The organism is Microbispora sp. KK1-11, from assembly GCF_006874435.1.
Taxonomy (GTDB): domain Bacteria; phylum Actinomycetota; class Actinomycetes; order Streptosporangiales; family Streptosporangiaceae; genus Microbispora; species Microbispora catharanthi.
In genome coordinates, this window is the sequence record NZ_VIRJ01000012.1 from 100780 (window position 1) to 122633 (window position 21854).

The window sequence follows — 21854 nt, forward strand, 5'->3', positions numbered from 1 at the left end:
AACGTGTCTACTCTGGTCTGCGTTCCCCTCCGGGGATAGCGTGCCAAGAGGCGATCTCTACGATCCATGGGGGTGGTGTCATGCCAGAGCGCACGGCCAGTATGACCGCCCATCAGCAGGCCGTCGAGCAGATCAGGGACTCCTACGCGGCCATTCCCGAGGACGCGGCTCCTCGGCTGGCGAAGGCGACGACGAACCTGTTCCGCTTCCGCGCGCCGGCCAAGACGGCCACGCTGTCCGCCCGCGATCTGGACCAGGTCATCCACGTGGACCCGGTGACCATGACGGCCGAGGTCCAGGGTATGACGACGTACGAGAACCTGGTGGACGCCACGCTGCCGTACGGGCTCATGCCGTACGTCGTGCCGCAGCTCAAGACGATCACACTGGGCGGCGCGGTCACGGGCCTCGGCATCGAGTCGACGAGCTTCAAGGACGGACTGCCGCACGAGTCGGTCGAGGAACTGGAGATCCTCACCGGCGACGGGCGGATCCTGGTGGCCCGGGCCGACAACGAGCACGCGGACCTGTTCCACGCGTTCCCCAACTCCTACGGCACGCTCGGCTACGCCCTGCGGATCCGGATCAAGCTGGCCCGGGTGAAGCCGTACGTCAAGCTGACGCACATCCGCTTCAGCGACGCCGACAAGTGCATGCTCGCCATGCAGGAGATCTGCGAGAGCCGCGAGCACGACGGCGAGCAGGTGGACTTCGTCGACGGCACGTTCTTCGGTCCCGGCGAGCTGTACATCACGGTCGGCTCGTTCTCCGACCGGGCGCCCTACACGTCCGACTACACCGGCATGCGGATCTACTACCAGTCGATCCGCAGCCGCGTCCGCGACTGGCTGACGGTGCGCGACTACCTGTGGCGCTGGGACACCGACTGGTTCTGGTGCTCGCGCGCCTTCGGGGTGCAGCAGCCGCTGGTCCGCTCGCTCCTCCCACGCCGCTACCTGCGGTCGGACGTCTATCGCAAGCTCGTCGGCCTCGACCAGAGGTACGGCGTGACCGCCCGGATCGACCGCTGGCGGAACAACCCGGTGCACGAGTCGGTCATCCAGGACGTCGAGGTGCCGATCGAGCGCGGCGCGGAGTTCCTGGAGGTCTTCCACGACAAGGTCGGCATGACCCCGGTGTGGATGTGCCCGCTCAAGGCGACCGGCCAGTGGGCGCTCTACCCGCTGGAGCCCGGCCGCCTGTACGTGAACTTCGGTTTCTGGGGCATGGTTCCGCTGCCGCGCGGCCAGTACGACGGGTACTACAACCGGCTGATCGAGCGGGCGGTGCATTCGCTCGACGGCCACAAGTCGCTGTACTCCACCTCTTTCTATGAGCGTGAGGAGTTCTGGCGGCTCTACAACGGAGACGCCTACTGGCCGGTCAAACGTTCCTACGACCCGGGCGGCCGGCTGCTGGACCTCTATGACAAGTGCGTCAGGGGCCGGTAGGCGTCGTTACGTCGGGAGAGATGCAATGACTCTTGCGAAGATCTTCGAGAAGATCGTCGGTCCTGACGCGGGCGTCGAGTTCGTCGCCTACGACGGCAGCAAGGCCGGATCCTCGGGGGCGGACCTCCGCATCGAGGTGAAGTCGCCGGTGGCGGTGGCCTACCTCGCGCAGGCGCCGGGAGAGCTCGGCCTCGCCCGCGCGTACATATCCGGGCATATCGACGTGCACGGGGACATGTACACCCTGCTCGACCGGATGTGGTCGCTGACCCTCAACGACCTGCCGCTCAGCGAGAAGGTCGCCGCGATCCGCTCGCTCGGGATCAAGCCGCTGCTGATGCGCGTGCCGCCGCCCCCACAGGAGGCGCGGCAGAGCACGCTGGCGAAGCTGGGCAGCCGGCACGCCAAGCAGCGCGACGCCGAGGTGATCCACCACCACTACGACGTCTCCAACCGCTTCTACGAGTGGGTGCTCGGCCCCTCCATGGCGTACACCTGCGCGGTCTTCCCGCGGCAGGACGCGACGCTGGAGGAGGCGCAGTACACGAAGTTCGACCTGGTCGCCAAGAAGCTCGACCTCAAGCCGGGCATGCGGCTGCTCGACGTCGGCTGCGGCTGGGGCGGCATGGTCATGCACGCGGCCAAGGAGTACGGCGTGAAGGGCCTCGGCGTCACGCTGTCGCGCCAGCAGGCCGAGTGGGCGCAGAAGGCCATCGCGGAGGCCGGGCTGTCGGAGCTCGCCGAGGTCCGTTACATGGACTACCGCGACGTCGCGGAGACCGGTTTCGACCGGGTCAGCTCGATCGGCCTCACCGAGCACATCGGCAAGGACAACCTGCCGTCGTACTTCTCCTTCCTGTACGGCAAGCTCAAGCCGGGCGGGCGCCTGCTCAACCACTGCATCACCCGCCCGACCAGCACCGAGAAGACCCTCAACAAGGGCGGCTTCATCAACCGCTACGTCTTCCCGGACGGCGAGCTGGAGTCGGTGGGCTACCTGATCCGCCAGATGGAGGACACCGGTTTCGAGGTCCGCCACGAGGAGAACCTGCGTGAGCACTACGCGCTGACGCTGCGCGAGTGGTGCAAGAACCTCGACGCCAACTGGGACGACGCGGTCGAGGAGGTCGGCCAGGGCACCGCCAGGGTCTGGCGGCTCTACATGGCCGGCTGCGTCGTCGGGTTCGAGCGCAACAAGGTGCAGCTGCACCAGGTGCTCGGCGTCCGGCTCGACGAGGGACAGTCGCACGTTCCGCTGCGCCCGTCCCTCGACTGGCCGTAAACGGCTCTAGCGCAGCTCGCGCTTGAGGATCTTGCCGGTGGCGGTCATCGGCAGGGACTCGCGGAACTCCACGATCCGCGGGTACTTGTAGGCCGCCATGGTCTCCCGGCACCACGCCACCAGTTCCTCCTCGGTGGTCGTGGCGCCGGGCTTGCGGATGACGTACGCCTTGACCTCCTCGCCGTGGGAGTCGTGGGGCACCCCGACGACCGCGGCGAGCGAGACCGCGGGGTGGGTCATGAGGACCTCCTCGATCTCCCGGGGGTACACGTTGAAGCCGCCCCGGATGATCATGTCCTTGGCCCGGTCGACGATGAAGTAGTAGCCGTCCTCGTCGCGCCGGGCCACGTCGCCGGTGCGGAACCAGCCGTCCTTCATGACCTGCGCCGTCGCCTCGGGCCGGTTGTAGTAGCCCTTCATGATGTTGTGGCCGCGGACGGCGATCTCGCCGATGTCGCCGGCCGTGCTCCAGTCGGCGTCGACCAGCTTCATCTCCACGCCCCAGATCGGCGTGCCGATCGAGCCGGCCTTCGCGGGCCTGCCCGGCTGGTTGAACGAGGCCACGGGGGAGGTCTCCGACAGGCCGTATCCCTCCAGGATGTCCACGCCGAACGTCGCGCTGAAGTCCTTGAGCACCTCGACCGGCAGCGCCGAGCCGCCGGAGACCGCCGTGACCAGCGAGGACGGCACCTCGGCCGTCCCGGCGTGCACGGCGGTGAGCATGGCCCAGTACATCGTCGGCACCCCCGCGAACAGCGTGACCTTCTCGCGCTTCATCAGCGTGAGGGCCTCGGCCGGTTCGAAGCGCGGCAGCAGCACGAGCGCGCCGCTGCGCCGGAACCCGGCGTTCATCAGCACCGTCTGGCCGAAGGAGTGGAACAGCGGCAGCGCGACGAGATAGGTGTTCTCCGCCTGCCGGGGGAACATCTCGTCGCTGACGATGGCGTTCATGACCATGTTCTGGTGGGTGAGCTCGGCGCCCTTCGGCTGGCCGGTGGTGCCGCTGGTGTAGAGGATCACCGCCGTGTCGTCGGCGGAGGTCTGCACGGTCTCGAACTCGCCGGACATCCCGTCGAGGGCCGCCCAGAGCGTCTCGCCGAGCTCGGACTCGGTGGCGAACGGCGTGGCCGGCAGCACGAAGAAGTGCTCGGCGCCCTCGGCGTCGGCGAAACCGGCCCGGCCCCGCTCGCCCAACGGCAGCTCCGGCGAGCCCTCGAAGCAGAAGAAGGCCTTGGCGTCGGAGTCGTCCAGATGGTAGGCGATCTCCCTGGCCTGCAGCAGCACGTTCAGCGGGACGACGGTCGCGCCCGCCTTGAGGATCCCGTAGTAGACGAACGGGAAGTACGGCAGGTTGGGGCAGGCCAGCGCCACCTTGTCGCCCCTGCCGATGCCGCGCGAGACCAGCAGGTTGGCGACCTGGTTGGCGACGGTGTTCACGAGCGAGTACGGCAGGCGCATGTCGCCGAAGACGACCGCGGTGGCGTCGGGCTTCTCCCGTGCGCTGTCTTCCAGCACGACGGCCAGGTTGAGCATCTGCCGCTCCCTCTTCTGTCGGACCCTCGGTCCATACCAACCGGTAGGTACCTCAGCGTAACGGCTCGGGGAGTGGATTTTGAGGGTCCGGTTACAAGGGCGTTCCCGACCCTTGACGATGCTGTGCCCTCGCACAAGAGTGGGCGGCATGGACACGGCAGTCGACCTGTCCCACATGCCGTTCTGGGGGCTGCCCCAGGCCGAGCGGCACGAGGCGTTCCGCCGCCTGCGCGCGCTCGACCGGCCCGTCTTCTTCCGCGAGAACAAGATCCCCTTCATCGGTCACGGCCCCGGCTACTACGCGCTCGTACGGCACGCCGACGTGACCGAGGCGAGCCGCGACCCGGCCGTCTTCAGCAGCGAGCCGACGGCCAACAGCATCCCCGACATGCCGCGCTGGCTGGCCGTCTACTTCGGCTCAATGATCAACATGGACGATCCCCGGCACGCCCGGCTGCGGCGGATCGTCTCGCGGGCGTTCACCCCGCGCATCCTGGCCAAGATGGAGGAGGACCTGGGCCGGGCCGCCCGGGAGATCGTCGGCGGGGCCGTGCGGGAGGGGCCGGGCGACTTCGTCACCCAGATCGCGGCCCGACTACCCGTACGGGTGATCTGCGACATGATGGGCATCCCGGCCGAACACCACGACCGGGTGCTGCGCCGTACGAACACGATCCTGGCCAACGCCGACTCCGAATATTCGGGCGTCGCCGTCGACCCGTCCCGGCCGGACGCATCCTTCGGCCGCTGGACCACGGCCCGCGGCCTGGCCGCGCTGCTGCGGGCCGGGCACGACCTGAACGCGCTGGCCCGTCGCCTGGCAGGGGAGCGCCGCCGGCGGCCCACCGACGACCTGACCAGCACGCTCGTGAACGGCGAGGAACGCCTGACCGCCCAGGAACTCGGCTCGTTCTTCATCCTGCTGGTCGTCGCGGGCAGCGAGACGACCCGCAACGCCATCGCCCACGGGCTCAAACTGCTCACCGACCACCCCGATCAGCGCGCGCTGCTGCTTGAGGACTTCGACCGGCGCGTCGCCGGCGCCGTGGAGGAGATCGTCCGCTACTCCAGCCCCGTCATCCAGTTCCGGCGCACCGTGACACGGGACCACGCGATGAACGGCCACGACTACCGCGCGGGTGACAAGGTCCTGCTGTTCTACAACTCGGCGAACCGGGACGAGGCGGTCTTCCGCGATCCCGATGTCTTCGACATCACCCGCAGTCCCAACCCCCACGTCGGCTTCGGCGGCCACGGCCCCCACTACTGCCTTGGCGCCCACCTCGCCCGCCGCGAGATCACCGTGATGTTCCGGGAACTGTTCGACCGCATGCCCGCCGTCCGCTCCGTGGGCGAGCCGTCCTACCTGCTGTCCAACTTCGTCAACGGCGTCAAGCACATGAGCTACCGCTTCTGAAGCACTGACGTCAGTGGGCGTACTCGTCGCGGCGCCGCAGCATGGCCGCCAGCATCAGCGGGAACATCGCGACGTGGGCCGCGACCATCAGGCCCATGCCGTCGATCAGGCCCAGCCACAGGAGCGGGAACAACGGCACGACCGGGGCGAACATCGCGCCGCACATCTCCAGGATCGGGGCCCACGCGTGGCCGCGCACGCGCATCCAGACGGCCATGCCGGCCGACATGTCGAACGCCATCAGCAGATAGGCGAGCTCGGGATCGCGGGCGTACGCGGGCTCGATCCCCACCGCGGACCACAGCAGGCCGAGCGCGAACATCCCCGCGAACATCGCGACCACCATCTCGAGGTAGTGCATGGCGAAACGGCCCCATCGCCGCGTGGCGGGGCGGTGACCGGTGGGCCTTCCAGGCGTGGTGTGAGTCATGGCCCAACTGTCCGGGCGGCCCCCGGACGCGCCAAGGAGGGAGACGGGGACGGGTCCGAAATCTTGGGCTCTCCGTCCGTCCGGCCTAGAGTCGTGGTCATGACCCAACGGCGCATGGTCGTGGTCGGGTATCACGCGGCGGAGCTCGTGGACATCGCGTGCGTGACGTCGACCCTGATCATGGCGAACGCTCATGGCGCGTCCCCGTGCTACGACGTGTGCCTGGCCACCCCGTCGGGCCTGCCCGTCACCTGCGGCAGCGGGTTGACGCTCCAGGGGCAGCAGGCGCTCGAACGCGTCACGGGGCCGCTGGACACGCTTGTCGTCTCCGGGGGAATCGGGCACGAGGAGGCGGCGGCCAACCGGGTCATCGTCGGCCACATCCGGCGGCTGGCGCGGGAGAGCCGCCGCGTCGCGTCGGTGTGCACGGGCGCGGCGGTGCTGGCCGCCGCCGGCCTGCTCGACGGGCGGCGCGCCACCACGCACTGGCAGTTCGCGCACACGCTCGCCGCCCGCCACCCGGAGATCTCCGTCGACGCCCGCCCGATCTTCATCCGCGACGGCAACGTCACCACCGCCGCCGGTGTCACCAGCGCGCTGGACGTCACGCTCGCGTTCATCGAGGAGGACCACGGCCCCGCCCTCGCCAGACAGGTGGCCCGCAACCTGGTGACGTACCTGCAACGACCCGGCAACCAGGCGCAGATGAGCATGTTCACCGAGGGCCCGCCGCCCGGCGACGGCCTGGTCAAGCGCGTCGTCGACCATGTCACCGGGCATCCGGACGCCGACCTGTCCACCGCCGCCCTGGCGGCCGGCGCGGGCGTGAGCGAGCGCCACCTGACCCGGCTGTTCCTCAAGCACACGGGACAGACCCCGGGCCGGTTCGTGCGCCGGGCCCGCACAGAGGCCGCAGCCCACCTGCTCGCCTCCACGTCGCTGCCGATGGCCGCCATCGCGGCCCGCTGCGGCTTCGGGACGGCCGAGGCCCTCCGCCAGGCGTTCGTCGACCTGTACGGCATCCCGCCCTCGCGCTACCGCCTGACCCAGGCGACCGCGTTGCCGTCCTCCTTCGGCGACGACAGGTGACGATTCTGTCGGGGCCGCCTGCGATGGTGGCGGCGTGGTCTACTTCGTCTACCGCAGCGTCTACGAGGGGCCGTCCGGCCGGCTCGTCCGGCACTTCCCCGATGCCACGGTGCTCGACTGGTTCCGCAGGGTGTGGGATGACGCCGCGTCGCAGGACGCGTACACGTGGGTGGAGCGCGAACTCGGCGCGGACGTCTACGGTCTGCACACCATCTTCGAGACCGGTCTGCCGGCCCCCCGCACCCATGCCGAGTTGCGCCGGATGCTCAAGGAGCACCTGTACGTCGAACGGACGCTGCGGGTCGACCGGCACAGCGTGCGAGTGCTCACCGATGACGACGAGGTCGAGCTGGCGTACTTCTTCGTGGACGACCACGTGGTGGCATCCGAGCCGGATCGGTGGGCCTATCTCCTGAACGCGGATTGGGAACTGCCCCTGAGCGCGCATCCCGCCCGGGAAGGGTTCACGCCTCCGGTCCCGGTCGACGTCCTCACTCCCGCGCCGCCCGGCGGGGAGGGCGTGACGTACGCCGTGCTGATCACATTTCACGCCACCTGCAACAGCGTGGGAGGTTCATGGCCGGGTGCGTTCCCGGGCGTACGGCTGCCTGGGCTCGCGGCGGCCCTGCGCGAGGCGGACCCTGGTGCCCTGTCCTACGAGTTGTGTGCCCTGCGTGCCCTGGTCGCCCCCGGCGACGAGGAGATCGCGCCCGCACTGGAGCGCTGCAACCGCTGGGGGCCTCTGGAGGAGTGGGTGCCCGAGATCAGTGCTCCACACCCCCGGGCGCACGAGCACGCGCTGCCTCTGCTGGAGGACCGCGTCCCGGTGGACGGACGCGACCCGGGTCGCACGCTCATCCGGTGCGGCGGCCACCTGGCCCAGATGGCGATCCACATGGACGGACATTTCGGGCACCGGCAGTGGTTCCTCTTCGACGACGTCTGGGCCGCCGCGCACCCCGACCTGGCCGCCTCACTGACGCGGTTCGGTGCGCACTGGGATCCGCGCTGCCGGCGCGAGCACGCCCGCTTGACCCACTGTGGCTGAACCGGCCGATGTGGCAGACTGGAAACCGAATGTGATTCTAGTCACTCGGAAGGGCCGGCCCCCACCATGACGACACAGCCGACGGAGCCCGCGGAGCGCGCGCCCATCACCTCGGCGGCGGACATCGACCTGAACGACTGGGACTTCTGGGGTCGCCCGGACGAGGAGCGGGAGCACGCGTTCCGGCTGCTGCGCGACCTGGACAAGCCGGCCTTCTTCCCGGAACCCGAGTTCAGTCTGGGCGGCGTCACCGGGCCGGGCTACCACGCGCTCGTCAGGCACGCCGACATCCTCGAGGCGAGCCGCAATCCCGAGGTCTTCTGCTCGGGCGACGGCGGGGCCACCAACATCCCGGACCTGCCGGCGGAGTTCGCCGAATACTTCGGCTCGATGATCAACATGGACGACCCGCGGCACGCGCGCCTGCGGCGGATCGTCTCGCGCGCCTTCACCCCGAGGATGATCAAGCAGTTCGAGTCCGACGTGGACGCCGCGGCCTCGCGCATCGTGGACGAGCTGCTGGAGACCGGCCCCGGCTGCGACTTCGTCACCGAGGTGGCCGCGAGGCTGCCCTTGAAGATCATCTGCGACATGATGGGCATCCCGGAAAAGGACTACCAGTTCGTCTTCGACCGCTCGAACATCGTCCTCGGCGCCACCGACCCCGAGTACGTGAGCGAGCGTGAGGACATCGCCCACGCGCTGCTCACCGCGGGGATGGAGCTGCAGCAGCTCGTCCAGGACCTGGCCGCGCTGCGGATGGAGACGCCCACGGACGACCTCACCTCGTCCCTGGTCAACGCCAACATCGACGGGGAGCGGCTGACGGCCCAGGAGCTCGGTTCGTTCTTCATCCTGCTCGTCGTGGCCGGCAACGAGACCACCCGCAACGCCATCTCGCACGGCATGCGCCTGCTCACGGTCAACCCGGAGCAGCGGGCGCTGTGGCTGGAGGACTTCGAGGGCCGGGCGCCGCGCGCGATCGAGGAGATCGTCCGGCTGGCCGCGCCGGTCAACTACATGCGCCGCAAGGTCACCCGCGACCACGAGATGAACGGCAACCTCTACCGCGAGGGCGAGAAGGTCCTGCTGTACTACTGGGCGGCCAACCGCGACGAGCGGGTGTTCGACGACCCGCTGCGCTTCGACATCCGGCGCGACCTCAACCCGCACGTCGGCTTCGGCGGCCCGGGTCCCCACTTCTGCCTCGGCGCCCACCTGGCCCGCCGCGAGATCACCGCGATGTTCCGCGAGCTGCTGCGGCGGGTCCCCCAGATCGAGGCGGGTGAGCCGGAGCGTCTGCTGTCCAGCTTCATCAACGGCATCAAGCACATGACCTGCGAGTTCTGAACCGGTCAGATCATCGGCAACGAGGCTTGAGGTAGGCGGGGTCGACCCAGCCGTTCCTTCCGTCCGTCGTGGACACGTGGCGGTAGCGGCCGGTGGCGTCGCCCCCGCCCGCGTCGGTCACGACGAGACCATGCGGGAGCCGCACGAGCGGCTCCCTGTAGCGGTCGCGCAGCCACAAGTCCCGCGCGGCCACCTCGAACCGGCCGCTGCCGACGCCGACGCCGACGCCGACGCCGACGCCGACGGCGGCGGCCCGCGGCACCCGCAGGCCGGCGGGGTGCCGATGTCCTCTCTCGCCATCGGGCGCCAGGGCTCCCGCGGTCTCCACGGTGTCGCCCGATGCGGACTCGGCCTCGCCGCCCATCGGCTGCGCGCCGCCGGGGCGCCGCTGACGCTCGCACTGGCGGCGGTGCTCTGCCTGCCCGCCGCGGCAAACGCCGCCGCGGGTGCCAGGAGCGACGCGCAGGCTGTCGCCCGTACGGCGACGGCGGCGCGAACGAAGCTGTTCGTCCGCTACGCCGCCGGCAGCACCTGCACGGTCTATCTCAACTACCCCAAGCCCGGGGTCGTCGCGAACACGACCTCCACCATCCCCGCCGGGCGCCACCTCATCTGGCGGTACAACGTCGACGGCGACTGGGCTCTCGTCTCGGATCCCGGACGCGCACACGACGCCTTCCCCTGGTGGGGCTTCACCCGGCGCGACTGCATCGGCCGATCGGTTCCCCAGCAGGACTATCCGGCGGGCCAACCGGTGCCGGACAGGATCCAGGAGGGCCGGGGCAACGTCTCGCCCTCAGGATGGCGCCCCGTCGGCTTCACCCTGCCCCCGGCACGAATCGTCGAGCAGCGCAGGCTTGTGACTCGGAACGCCACCCTGCGCGACGAGGCCAACTTCGTCATCGGCAACGTCCTGCCGGGGTGGCACGTCCACGTCAGCGACAAGCGCCGGTCGCAGGGGCACTGGGTCTACGTGTTCGTGCCCAACGCCCAGCGGTGGGGATACATGGAAGCGACGGCCCTGTAGGGGCTTCGAACGGATCCGCCGCGCCGGTGCGCAGGCCCGCCCGCGCACCGGCGTCGAATCCCCGGTTCCATGGTCAGGCGAGGGGCTTGATCGACCGGAAGACCGTGTTGATGTCGGGGAGCAGGTCGTCCTTGAGCTGGGGCACGGCCATGTAGACGATCGTGGGAAGGTCGGCGCCGGTGTTCACGGCCGCGACCACGACCGTGGTGGTCGCGCCGTCGGCGGTCACCTTGTAGGCGGCCGCCAGCCCGGTGAGGTTGTTGCGCGCCAGGCGCTGCTGGGCGACCTTGGCGACCTTGTTGTCCTTGGGGAACTGGGTCTGCCGTGCCCGGTACATCACCGCGTTGACCACCGGGCCCAGATTGTCGGGTGTGGTGTACTTCGCGGCCAGCGACTGCGACAGGGGGCCCGACATCACCACGGCGAACTCGCGCTTGCCCTTGGTCGTCATGCCGGCCGGCACGTACTGCCTGCTGGTGAAGCCGTACGTCGCCTTGGTCTGAGCCGGGTCGGCGTCCGCCTGCCAGGGGCCGCCGAGCTTGGGCAGCGTGATGCGGCCCGCGGTGTCGGTGAGCACGCCGTTCACGGGGGAGGCCGTGCCCTTGTAGACGGGCAGCCGCGACGAAATCTGTGCCTGCGGCTTGGTCGTAACGCCGGTCTTGACGGGGGAGGGCTTCGCGGACGTCGCCGCCTCGGCCGCGTCGCCGGAGCTGAGCGGCCCGGCGGCGAACGCCCACACGAGCACCCCGACGAGCGCGGCGACGACCGAGGCCACCAGCGCGTACAGCCAGACCGGCCGGCCGGGCTCGTCCTCCTCGTACTCGTCGATGGCCTGGTAGTTCTCCCCGAACACCGTGTTCCACAGCTCCTGCTGCCGGTGCGCGGGAGGCGTCTTGGGCCCGCTGATCTGTCCCGCCGTCACGAACGGCCGGTACGGGTCCTCCGGCTGGGGAGGGGGCGGCGGCGCGGTGGAGGCGGGCGGGGCGGACTCGGCGTACGAGCGGACCGAAGGGGTGAAGGGCGCGGCGGGCCGCGGGTGGTCCGGGCCGCCCGGGAACGGGCCCCCGTGCGGGCCGGCCTGCCCCTGCCCCTGCCCCTGGCCCTGCCCTTGGCTCTGGCCTTGCCCTTGGCTCTGCCCCTGGTGTCGGCTCTGGTCCTGACCAGGGCCCGCGGGTCCCGGCATGCCGTACGCCGGTGCGGGGCCGCCGAAGCCCTGTGCGCCGTTGGAGCCGTCTGAGCCGTTGAAGCGTTCTGGGGCGTCGAAGGCGGAGAAGGGCCGGCTCGGAGCCGTGCCGGGAAGCGGACCTGCCATGGTCGCGGCCGCGTCCGCGGACTGCTGCGGCGCCCCCTCGACGAAGGACCGGACGGTCGGGGTGAAGGACGAGGGCGGAGGCATCTCGGGCCAGGCCGGCGGGATCTCCGGCCACGCCGGCTCCCGCTGGTGTTCGCTGCGGTCCGTGGGCACGGTACCTCCCGAGATCATGCCCGAATTAGGGGTGCCTGGCATGATCTCATGCGCGCCGGGGGCTGCCGCAGCGAAACCGCGGAATGCCTCGCGGAACTGCTCACCTGTGGGGTCGGTGGGCGGGTCCTGCATCGGCAAATCCGCGGGCGGGAATGAGTTGGCCACGGCAGCACAGTAGGGGAATGGACATAAGAGCCCACAACGGATCTGTCACCATCGGATATCACGCTTTGACACGCGAGGTCAGCCCGCAAGATCGATCCGCGTCCCGGTTGCGGTCTGCGCTACGCTTGACACGCGTGCCGCCACCCTGCTGAGCGGGCAGCCGTCTCGGAGCGTGAGAGCGCGGAGACCGTGTGCCTCGGACCGCGACGCGGGGACCCTGCCCCCGGCGGGCGCCTTCATCTGTGTGATTCCAGCCGCCAGGCGAGGAGTGGAAGTGGACGAGCCGGTGTACGACCCGCAGGCGCTGCAGGCCAAGTGGCTGCCGCGGTGGGAGGAGCTGAACCCCTTCGCGGCGGTCGAGGACCTCGCGGACACCAGGCCGCGCAAGTACATGCTCGACATGTTCCCCTACCCCTCCGGCGACCTCCACATGGGGCACGGCGAGGTCTTCGCGATCGGCGACGTCGTCGCGCGCTACTGGTTCCAGAAGGGCTACAACGTCCTGCACCCGATCGGGTGGGACTCCTTCGGCCTGCCTGCGGAGAACGCGGCCATCAAGCGCAACGCCCACCCCGCCGAGTGGACGTACAAGAACATCGAGACCCAGGCGAACTCGTTCAAGCGGTACGCCATCTCCTTCGACTGGTCGCGGCGCCTGCACACCAGCGACGCGGAGTACTTCCACTGGAACCAGTGGCTGTTCACCCGCTTCTACGAGCGGGGCCTGGCCTACCGCAAGGGCGGCCTGGTCAACTGGTGCCCGCAGGACCAGACCGTGCTCGCCAACGAGCAGGTCGTGGCGGGCAAGTGCGAGCGCTGCGGCGCCGACGTCGTCCGCCGCGAGCTGACGCAGTGGTACTTCAAGATCACTGACTACGCCGACCGGCTGCTCGACGACATGGAGCAGCTGGAGGGCGGCTGGCCGGATCGCGTGCTGACCATGCAGCGCAACTGGATCGGCCGCTCCACTGGAGCCGACGTCCAGTTCCGCATCGAGGGCCGGGACGAGCCCGTCACCGTCTACACCACGCGCCCCGACACGCTGTACGGCGCGACGTTCTTCGTCGTGGCCGCCGACGCCCCGCTGGCGGAGGAGATCGTCGCCCCCGACCAGCGTGAGGCGCTGGCCGCCTACCGCGCCGAGGTCGCCAAGCTCTCCGACATCGAGCGGCTGTCCACGGAGAAGGAGAAGACCGGCGTCTTCCTGGGCACATACGCGATCAACCCGGTCAACGGGGAGCGCATCCCGGTCTGGGCGGCCGACTACGTGCTGTCCGACTACGGCCACGGCGCGATCATGGCGGTGCCCGCGCACGACCAGCGTGACCTCGACTTCGCGCGGAAGTTCGGCCTGCCGGTGCAGGTCGTCGTGCACACCGGCCTGGCCGACCCCGGCGAGACCGGCGTCGCCACCCCGGGCGAGGGCACCCTGGTCAACTCGGGCCCGCTGGACGGGCTGACGAAGGCCGAGGCGATCCAGAAGATCATCGAGGTCCTGGAGGAGCGCGGCACCGGCAAGGCCGCGGTGAACTACCGGCTGCGCGACTGGCTGCTGTCGCGGCAGCGGTTCTGGGGCACGCCGATCCCGATCATCCACTGCCTGGACTGCGGCGAGGTTCCGGTCCCCGACGACCAGCTCCCGGTCACGCTGCCCGACCTGCGCGGCGCCGACCTCCAGCCGAAGGGCGTCTCGCCGCTGGCGAGCGCCGCCGACTGGGTCAACGTCTCCTGCCCCAAGTGCGGCGGACCCGCCCAGCGGGACACCGACACGATGGACACGTTCGTCGACTCGTCGTGGTACTTCCTGCGTTACTGCGACCCGCACTTCGAGGACGGGCCGTTCGACGTCGAGAAGGTCCGTAAGTGGGGGCCGATCGACCAGTACGTCGGCGGCGTGGAGCACGCGGTGCTCCACCTGCTCTACTCCCGGTTCTTCACCAAGGTCCTGCACGACATGGGCATGGTCGGCTTCACCGAGCCGTTCCTGCGCCTGCTCAACCAGGGCCAGGTGATCAACCAGGGCAAGGCGATGTCGAAGACGCTGGGCAACGGCGTGGACCTCGGCCAGCAGATCGACGCGTACGGCGTGGACGCCGTGCGGCTGACCATGGTCTTCGCCGGGCCGCCGGAGGACGACATCGACTGGGCCGACGTCTCGCCGGCCGCGTCGCAGAAGTTCCTCGCCCGCGCGTTCCGCGTGATGGCCGAGGCCGGCGCCGCGTCCGCCCCGGGGAAGGACTTCTCCGGCGGCGACGTCGAGCTGCGCAAGGTCACCCACCGGACCATCGACGAGGTGACCAAGCTCGTCGAGAGCTACCGGTTCAACGTCGCGGTGGCCCGCATGATGGAGCTGACCACGGCCGCCCGCCGGGCGATCGACACCGGGCCGGGCGCGGCCGACCCGGCCGTCCGCGAGGCCGCGGAGACCCTGGCGATCATGCTGTCGCTGGTCGCGCCGTACGTCGCGGAGGAGGGCTGGGAGCGGCTCGGGCACGCGCCGTCGGTCGCCCAGGCCGGCTGGCCCGAGGCGGACCCGGCGCTCCTGGTCCAGGAGTCGGTCACGGCCGTGGTCCAGGTGGCGGGCAAGGTCCGCGACCGGCTGGAGGTCTCCCCGGACATCTCCGAGGCGGACCTGCAGGCCCTGGCCCTGGCGTCGGACAAGGTCCGGCCCTACCTGGACGGCGAGCCGCGCAAGGTGATCGTGCGGGCGCCGAAGCTCGTCAACATCGTCCCGTAGCGGGTGACCCCGGCTCCGCCGTACCGTGCACGAACCTGTCCGGTACGGCGGAGCCGCCGCCATCCGGCATAGGGTGCGGGTGTGGCGAATGGTGCATACCTGAGATTCCCCCACCTGAACGGTGACCTCCTCGCCTTCGTGGCGGATGACGACGTCTGGCTGGCGCCCACGAGCGGCGGCAGGGCGTGGCGGTTCACGGCCGACCGGGTGCCGGTCTCCCACCCCCGGTTCTCCCCCGACGGCACGCGCATCGCGTGGACGAGCACCCGCGAGGGCGATCCCGAGGTGTTCGCCGCCGATCTGGACGGCGCGGAGGGCGAGCGGCTCACGCACTGGGGCAACGGCATGACGGGCGTGCGCGGCTGGACCGAGGACGGGAACGTGCTTGCCGTCACCGCCGCGGGCCAGGGCTCACGATCCCGGCAGTGGGCCTACGCGGTTCCGCTGGACGGCGGCCCGGCGACGGCTCTGCCGTACGGCAGGGTCAGCGAGGCCGCGGTCAGCGACTCCAGGGTGGCATGCGTCTCGGCGATATGGCGCGAGCCGTCGCAGTGGAAGCGATACCGGGGCGGCACCGCGGCCAAGATCTGGGTGGACGCCACGGGCGACGGCGAGTTCACCCGCCTGTTCGCCGACAACCCCGCGCAGCACTGGTCGGTCATGTGGGTGGGGGAGCGCCTGGCCTTCCTCGCCGACACCGACGGCGACGGCAACCTCTACTCCTGCCTGCCCGACGGCTCTGACCTGCGGCAGCACACAACGCACCGCGGCTTCTACGCGCGGCATGCCGCATCGGACGGCTCCCGCGTCGTCTACAGCCTCGCCGGCGACCTGTGGCTGCTGGAGAGCCTGGACGCCGAGCCGTACAAGCTGGACATCACCCTGAGCGGGCCGCGCCCGGCCAGGGCCAAGCACCCGGCGCCGACCGACGTCGGCGACTTCGCGCCGGACCGCATCGGACGGGCCAGCGTGGTCGAGATCCGCGGCACCGCCCACTGGCTGCCCCACCGCGACGGCCCCGCCGGCGCGCTGCGCGCCGAGCCCGGCGTCCGGGTGCGGCTGCCGCGGCCTCTCGACGACGCCGGCCGGGCGGTCTGGGTGTCGGACGCCTCCGGCGAGGACGGGTTGGAGATCGGCACGCCCGGCGGCGAGATCCGCACGCTGGCCGCCGGGCGGCTCGGCCGGGTGCTCGACCTGGCCGCCGCGCCGGACGGCAGACACGTCGCGGTCGCCACCCACGACGGGCGGTTGCTGGTGGTCGACCTCGACTCCGGGGACGTCCGCGAGATGGACCGCACCACCCACGGCGACGTGCAGCACCTGACGTTCTCGCCGGACTCGGCCTGGCTCGCGTGGGCGCATGCCTATCAGCCCTGGCGCTGGCACCTCAAGCTGGCCCGCGTCGACGGCAGCACCGCGATCGAGGTCACCCCGCCGCGCTTCAACGACTACAGCCCGTCCTTCACCATGGACGGCAAATACCTGGCCTTCCTTTCGGATCGCACGTTCAACCCGGTCTACGACAGTCACGTCTTCGACCTGTCCTTCCCGACCAGTTGCCGGCCCTACCTGGTGCCGCTCAAGGCCACGACACCCTCGCCGTTCGATCCCTCACTGGCGGGCCGCGGCTTCGGCGGGGAGGACGACACCGGCCCGGATGCCAAGAACGAGGCCAAGAACGACGGCAAGAACGACGGCAGGTCCGACCCGCCGCGTGCGACCGAGGTGGATGCCGACGGGCTGGCGGCGCGGATCGTGCCCGTGCCGGTGCCCGCGGGCACCTACTCCAACCTGCGTGCCGCCAAGGGCTGCCTGCTGTGGCTGCGCCATCCGCTCACCGGTGAGATCGGCGACGGCACCGAGCCCGGCGAGCCGGTCCTCGAACGCTACGACCTGGTCAAGCGCAAGGTCGGCGAGCTGGGCAGGGACTTCGGGGCCTTCGAGGTCAGCGGTGACGGCACGCGCCTGGTGACCGGCGGCGGCAACGGCCTGCAGACCCGCGCCACCGGAGAGGACGACGAGGTCGTCACCATCGACCTGGACCGTGTGGCCGTGACCGTCGACCCGGTCGCCGAGTGGCGGCATGCCTACAACGAGGCCGGGCGGCTCATGCGCGACCACTTCTGGCGGGCGGACATGAACGGCGTGGACTGGCCGGCCACGCTCGACCGCTACGCCCTCCTCGTGGAGCGGATCGGCGCCTACTCCGAGCTGATCGACCTGCTCTGGGAGGTGCAGGGCGAGCTGGCCACCTCCCACGCGTACGCGCGGCCGCGCGGTGTCGGCCGCGATCCCCGGCGCCGCCAGGGCCTGCTCGGCGCCGACCTCGCCCGGGACGAGAACGGGGTGTGGCGGATCAGCCGCATCCTGCCCGGGGAGTCCTCCGACCACGAGGCCCGCTCGCCGCTGCTCGCGCCCGGCGTCGCCGTCCGGGAGGGCGACGCGATCGTCGCCGTGAGCGGGCGCCCGGTCGATCCGGTCCGCGGGCCGCTGGCACTGCTGTCCGGTGCGGCGGGGCGGCCGGTGGAGCTGACCGTCCAGCCCGGTTCCGGCGGCGAGACCCGCCGGGTCGTCGTCACGCCCGTCGCGGACGAGACGCGGCTGCGCTACCACGACTGGGTGGTGGGACGGCGGGCGTTCGTGCGGGAGGCGTCGGGCTCGAGGCTCGGCTACCTGCACGTGCCGGACATGATGTCCACCGGGTGGGCGCAGTTCCACCGGGACCTGAGTGCCGAGATGGGCTTCGACGGGCTCATCGTGGACATCCGCGACAACGGCGGCGGGCACGTCTCCGAGCTGGTGCTGGAGAAGCTGCAGCGGCGGGTGACCGGGTGGTCGCTGGCCCGGGGGTATGAGCCGGCCCGATACCCGGAGGACTCGCCTCGCGGGCCGATCGTGGCGGTCACCGACGAGTTCGCGGGGTCGGACGGGGACATCGTCAGTGCCGGGATCAAGAACCGCGGCATCGGACCGCTCGTGGGCACGCGGACCTGGGGTGGCGTGATCGGCATCGACTCGCGCTACTCGCTCGTGGACGGGACCGTCGTCACGCAGCCGCGCTACTCGTTCTGGCTCGAAGGCGAGGGGTGGGGCGTCGAGAACCACGGCGTCGACCCGGACGTCGAGGTCGTCGTGACGCCGCAGGACCTGGTCGCCGGGCGGGATCCGCAGCTGGCACGGGCGGTGGAGCTGGCCCTGGCGGCGCTCCAGGAGAGGCGACCGGCCACCCCGCCGGAGTTGCCGCCGCTGCCGTGATCCTGGATCGAGGCTCGTCGACATCGTGCCGTGACGGGACGTTGACGATCGACTGGCCTTCCGGACAAAATTACGCCCGAGCCACAAACTAGTCATATCGATGTAGGCGTGCGGTCAGGGCATGCCGCGACCACCACCGCTCCGGCGGTGGTCTGGGGTGCGCGCCTGACCGTATGGCTCGCCGTCGGCGTGCGCCCCCGTGGGAGGCACGTCTTGTACAGACGAATTCTCGGCGGGCTGGCGACAGCCGCCGCGATGGCGGCGACCGTTCTCGTCGTCACCGGGTCGCCGGCCAACGCCGCCGGCACGGGCACCGGCTACCTGCACACCAGCGGGAACAAGATCGTCGACAGCACCGGCGCCACGGTCCGGCTGACCGGCATCAACTGGTTCGGCATGGAGACCGACAACAAGACCTTCCACGGGTTGTGGGCGAACAACCCGTGGAAGAGCCAGCTCGACCTCATGGCGAGCCTGGGCTACAACACCATCCGGGTGCCGTTCTCCGACGACGCCCTGAAGCCGGGCGCGCAGGCGACGAGCGTCAACACCTACTCCAACCCCGACCTGATCGGCCTGTCCCCGCTGCAGATCCTCGACAGGGTCGTGGACTACGCGGGCCAGAAGGGCATGCGGATCATCCTCGACCGCCACCGGCCGACCAGCGCGGGCCAGACGGCGTTGTGGTACACCTCGGGCGTCCCCGAGTCCACCTGGATCAGCGACTGGAAGTCGCTGGCCCAGCACTACGCCGGCAACACCACCGTCATCGGGGCCGACCTGCACAACGAGCCGCACGCCGACGGCACCGACCCGAACGCGACCGGCTCCTGCTGGGGCTGCGGCGACGAGTCGCGCGACTGGCGCCTGGCGGCCGAGCGCGCGGGCAACGCCATTCTGTCCGTCCAGCCCAACTGGCTGATCTTCGTGGAGGGCGTGAGCTGCCCGAGCGGCGGCCTGTCCAACACCTGGGACAACGACCCCAGCAACGACGAGGACTGCGGCTGGTGGGGCGGCAACCTCACCAAGGCGGGGCAGTACCCGGTGCGGCTCAACGTGGCCAACCGGCTCGTCTACTCGCCGCACGAGTACGCCACGTCGGTCTACCACCAGGCGTGGTTCGACGACCCGTCGTACCCGGCGAACATGCCGGCCATCTGGGACAAGTACTTCGGCTATCTGTACAAGCAGAACATCGCGCCGATCATGGTGGGCGAGTTCGGCACGACGCTCGCCAGCAACATCGACAAGATCTGGCTCCAGGAGCTCATGAAGTACATGGGCAGCGGGGTGAACGGCATGTCGTTCACCTACTGGTCGTGGAACCCCAACTCGGGTGACACGGGCGGCATCCTGAAGGACGACTGGGCGACGGTCGACCAGGCCAAGCAGAGCATCATCTCGCCCTACCTGATCCCGCCGACCGGCGGCAACCCGACGCCGCCGGTGTCGCCCTCGGCCTCGCCGAGGGTGTCCCCGTCGGTCTCGCCGTCGGCGTCTCCCTCCGCGTCTCCATCCGCGTCTCCCTCCGTGTCGCCGTCCGCGTCTCCTTCGTCGCCGGGCGGGAAGACCTGCACCGCCACGTACAAGGTCGCCAACCAGTACCCCGGCGGCTTCCAGGGTGAGGTCACGGTCAAGGCGGGTTCCTCGGCCATCTCGGGCTGGACCGTGAAGTGGGCCTTCCCGAACGGCCAGAGCATCAGCCAGCTCTGGAGCGGCGCGCTCAGCGCGAGCGGCGCCAACGTCACGGTGACGAACCTGTCCTACAACGGCGCGCTCGGGGCCGGGGTCTCGACCACCTTCGGCTTCAACGGCAGCTGGTCGGGCACCAACGGCGTTCCCTCGCCGGTGAGCTGCACCGCCTCCTGACGGCGGACCGAACACGGCACAGCACAAGCCCGGCGCTCTCGTGAGCGCCGGGCTTGTCCCTGTGCGGCGTCCGGAACCGGTGAGCCGCTGCTACAGCTTGCGCAGGACGGCCGTCACCTTGCCGAGCACGGTGGCCTCGTCACCGGGGATCGGCTCGTAGTTGGGGTTGTGCGGCACCAGCCACACGTGCCCGTCCTTGCGCTTGAACGTCTTCACGGTGGCCTCGCCGTCGATCATGGCGGCCACGATGTCGCCGTTGTCGGCGACCGGCTGCTGCCGCACCACGACCCAGTCGCCGTCGGCGATGGCGGCCTCGATCATCGAGTCGCCCGAGACCTGGAGCAGGAACAGCGTGCCCTCGCCCACGAGCTGCTTGGGCAGCGCGAACACGTCCTCGATGCTCTGCTCGGCGAGGATGGGACCACCGGCCGCGATGCGGCCGACCAGCGGCACGTAGGCCGCGGTGGGCCGGTTGAATCCGGACTCCTCCTCGGAGGTGGCGTCCGGGTCCACCCACAGCACCGGCTCGCCCGGCAGCCGGACCTCCAGGGCCCGGGGGCGATGGGGATCACGCCGGAGGTAACCCTTACGCTGGAGCGCCGTGAGCTGGTGCGACACGCTGGAGGTGCTGGTCAGCTGGACCGCTTCCCCGATCTCCCGCATGGACGGCGGATAGCCGCGCTGCTGGACCGAGTCGCGGATCACCTCGAGGATCTTCCGCTGCCTGGGGGTGAGGCCAAGCGAGTCGCGCCTGCGAACCGCGAGGTCGCTGACGCCATCCGCTTGCTCACTTCGGTCACTCACGATGCCACCTCTCAATCCGTGTTCCTCATGTCGCACAGAGCGACCGTACCGCGATTCAAGATCACCGTCAAACAATTGTTCGATATCCAGCGAAATCGCCGATCTCGCCGTCCACATCATCGTACGGGAGTTCGATCGATCCCGTGTTCGATTTACCCGATCTTCTCTGGTCGCAGTACGCCCAGGTCAGAAGCCGTACGGAAATCGGCGGGGAAAGGCGCGTAAAGGGCGTATTCCACGGCGGGCGGGGCAGTTGATGCGGCCGTGACTGGAGGTGCGACACGCGCGCCGAACAGGCACTTCCCCGCCCAACGCCGGTTCGACTTGCGTTCAAGGTCGGGCGCTCCTACGGTTGGACCACAACATCTAGTAGTCACAGCGGTGTAAGTTCACCACACCTTGTGTTCGGGGATGTGCGTTCAGGGAGGCGATGAAGTGCACTGTCCGTTCTGTCGCCATCCGGACACCCGGGTTGTGGACAGCCGTGCGGCCGAGGACGGGGCGGCGATCCGCCGTCGGCGCACCTGCCCCGAGTGCGGGCGCAGGTTCACCACGCAGGAGACCGTACTGCTGATGGTGAGCAAGCGCAGCGGGGTCACCGAGCCGTTCTCCCGGGAGAAGGTCATCGCCGGTGTGCGGCGGGCCTGCCAGGGACGCCCGGTCGGTGAGGACTCCCTCGCCCAGCTCGGGCAGCGGGTCGAGGAGAGCATCCGGGGCACCGGCGCGGCCGAGATCGCCTCTCACGAGGTGGGCCTGGCCATCCTCGGTCCGCTCCGCGACCTCGACGAGGTGGCCTACCTGCGCTTCGCGTCGGTCTACCGCAGCTTCGAGACGCTGGCGGACTTCGAGGCGGAGATCGAGCGGCTCCGCGCGGCCCACGGCCCGGGGGGCGAGGAGTAGGTGCCTTCCCGGGGGACCGGGACGAGGCGGCG

At 70.2% G+C, this 21854-nt stretch carries 15 protein-coding genes; 11 read left to right on the top strand and 4 right to left on the bottom strand.

Features of this window, described 5'->3' with window-relative positions:
* Positions 1-80: 80 nt before the first annotated feature.
* Together FLW16_RS19040 and FLW16_RS19045 are read left to right on the top strand one after the other, a co-directional pair.
* On the top strand, positions 81-1451 hold the full coding sequence (locus FLW16_RS19040; RefSeq protein WP_142561445.1) for an FAD-binding oxidoreductase: 1371 nt from the start codon (positions 81-83) through the stop codon (positions 1449-1451).
* 25 nt (positions 1452-1476) lie between these two features.
* A complete protein-coding gene (locus FLW16_RS19045) occupies positions 1477-2733 on the top strand; it encodes a class I SAM-dependent methyltransferase (RefSeq protein ID WP_142561446.1) in 1257 nt (418 codons plus the stop codon).
* 6 nt (positions 2734-2739) lie between these two features.
* Here FLW16_RS19045 and FLW16_RS19050 read toward each other — a convergent pair whose 3' ends face one another.
* Positions 2740-4266, bottom strand: coding sequence for a long-chain fatty acid--CoA ligase (locus tag FLW16_RS19050; RefSeq protein ID WP_142561447.1), 1527 nt, complete (start codon positions 4264-4266; stop codon positions 2740-2742).
* Positions 4267-4414: 148 nt separating this feature from the next.
* Between FLW16_RS19050 and FLW16_RS19055 the strand changes: the two genes are divergently transcribed.
* Entirely contained in the window at positions 4415-5683 is a 1269-nt protein-coding gene (locus FLW16_RS19055; protein ID WP_142561448.1) for a cytochrome P450, read from the top strand.
* Between the two features lie 10 nt (positions 5684-5693).
* Here FLW16_RS19055 and FLW16_RS19060 read toward each other — a convergent pair whose 3' ends face one another.
* Positions 5694-6113 carry a hypothetical protein gene (locus FLW16_RS19060; protein WP_221891155.1) on the bottom strand — a complete coding sequence of 140 codons (420 nt, stop codon included), beginning with the start codon at positions 6111-6113 and terminating at the stop codon, positions 5694-5696.
* A 99-nt stretch (positions 6114-6212) separates the two neighbouring features.
* Between FLW16_RS19060 and FLW16_RS19065 the strand changes: the two genes are divergently transcribed.
* From FLW16_RS19065 to FLW16_RS19080, 4 genes are all read left to right on the top strand, one after another.
* On the top strand, positions 6213-7202 hold the full coding sequence (locus FLW16_RS19065; protein WP_142561449.1) for a GlxA family transcriptional regulator: 990 nt from the start codon (positions 6213-6215) through the stop codon (positions 7200-7202).
* A 34-nt stretch (positions 7203-7236) separates the two neighbouring features.
* A complete protein-coding gene (locus tag FLW16_RS43770; RefSeq protein ID WP_185949490.1) occupies positions 7237-8250 on the top strand; it encodes a hypothetical protein in 1014 nt (337 codons plus the stop codon).
* Positions 8251-8316: 66 nt separating this feature from the next.
* On the top strand, positions 8317-9600 hold the full coding sequence (locus FLW16_RS19075; protein WP_142561450.1) for a cytochrome P450: 1284 nt from the start codon (positions 8317-8319) through the stop codon (positions 9598-9600).
* Positions 9601-9676: 76 nt separating this feature from the next.
* Positions 9677-10627 carry a hypothetical protein gene (locus FLW16_RS19080; RefSeq protein ID WP_142561451.1) on the top strand — a complete coding sequence of 317 codons (951 nt, stop codon included), beginning with the start codon at positions 9677-9679 and terminating at the stop codon, positions 10625-10627.
* Positions 10628-10700: 73 nt separating this feature from the next.
* On the opposite strand, the gene FLW16_RS43775 is transcribed toward FLW16_RS19080, so the two are convergent.
* The gene (locus FLW16_RS43775) at positions 10701-12092 is read right to left on the bottom strand and encodes a hypothetical protein (protein ID WP_185949491.1); all 1392 of its coding nucleotides are present in this window, start codon (positions 12090-12092) and stop codon (positions 10701-10703) included.
* 439 nt (positions 12093-12531) lie between these two features.
* On the opposite strand from FLW16_RS43775, the gene leuS reads away from it, so the two are divergent.
* The 3 genes from leuS to FLW16_RS45250 all read left to right on the top strand — a co-directional run bounded on the left by leuS (position 12532) and on the right by FLW16_RS45250 (position 20118).
* On the top strand, positions 12532-14994 hold the full coding sequence (gene leuS, locus FLW16_RS19090; protein WP_142561452.1) for a leucine--tRNA ligase: 2463 nt from the start codon (positions 12532-12534) through the stop codon (positions 14992-14994).
* Between the two features lie 81 nt (positions 14995-15075).
* Positions 15076-18249: a S41 family peptidase gene (locus FLW16_RS19095; protein ID WP_142561453.1), complete on the top strand. Its 3174-nt coding sequence runs from the start codon at positions 15076-15078 to the stop codon at positions 18247-18249.
* Positions 18250-18462: 213 nt separating this feature from the next.
* A complete protein-coding gene (locus tag FLW16_RS45250; protein WP_260615382.1) occupies positions 18463-20118 on the top strand; it encodes a cellulase family glycosylhydrolase in 1656 nt (551 codons plus the stop codon).
* A gap of 90 nt (positions 20119-20208) precedes the next feature.
* Here FLW16_RS45250 and lexA read toward each other — a convergent pair whose 3' ends face one another.
* On the bottom strand, positions 20209-20925 hold the full coding sequence (lexA, locus tag FLW16_RS19105) for a transcriptional repressor LexA (RefSeq protein WP_239108415.1): 717 nt from the start codon (positions 20923-20925) through the stop codon (positions 20209-20211).
* A gap of 432 nt (positions 20926-21357) precedes the next feature.
* Between lexA and nrdR the strand changes: the two genes are divergently transcribed.
* Positions 21358-21822 carry a transcriptional regulator NrdR gene (gene nrdR / locus FLW16_RS19110; protein ID WP_142561454.1) on the top strand — a complete coding sequence of 155 codons (465 nt, stop codon included), beginning with the start codon at positions 21358-21360 and terminating at the stop codon, positions 21820-21822.
* The last annotated feature ends 32 nt before the right edge of the window (positions 21823-21854 follow it).

Bases quoted from the DNA above. Each gene is read 5' to 3' on its own strand.
- FLW16_RS19040 (WP_142561445.1), top strand. From the start codon at position 81: ATGCCAGAGCGCACGGCCAGTATGACCGCCCATCAGCAGGCCGTCGAG.
- FLW16_RS19045 (WP_142561446.1), top strand. From the start codon at position 1,477: ATGACTCTTGCGAAGATCTTCGAGAAGATCGTCGGTCCTGACGCGGGC.
- FLW16_RS19050 (WP_142561447.1), bottom strand. From the start codon at position 4,266: ATGCTCAACCTGGCCGTCGTGCTGGAAGACAGCGCACGGGAGAAGCCC.
- FLW16_RS19055 (WP_142561448.1), top strand. From the start codon at position 4,415: ATGGACACGGCAGTCGACCTGTCCCACATGCCGTTCTGGGGGCTGCCC.
- FLW16_RS19060 (WP_221891155.1), bottom strand. From the start codon at position 6,113: ATGACTCACACCACGCCTGGAAGGCCCACCGGTCACCGCCCCGCCACG.
- FLW16_RS19065 (WP_142561449.1), top strand. From the start codon at position 6,213: ATGACCCAACGGCGCATGGTCGTGGTCGGGTATCACGCGGCGGAGCTC.
- FLW16_RS19075 (WP_142561450.1), top strand. From the start codon at position 8,317: ATGACGACACAGCCGACGGAGCCCGCGGAGCGCGCGCCCATCACCTCG.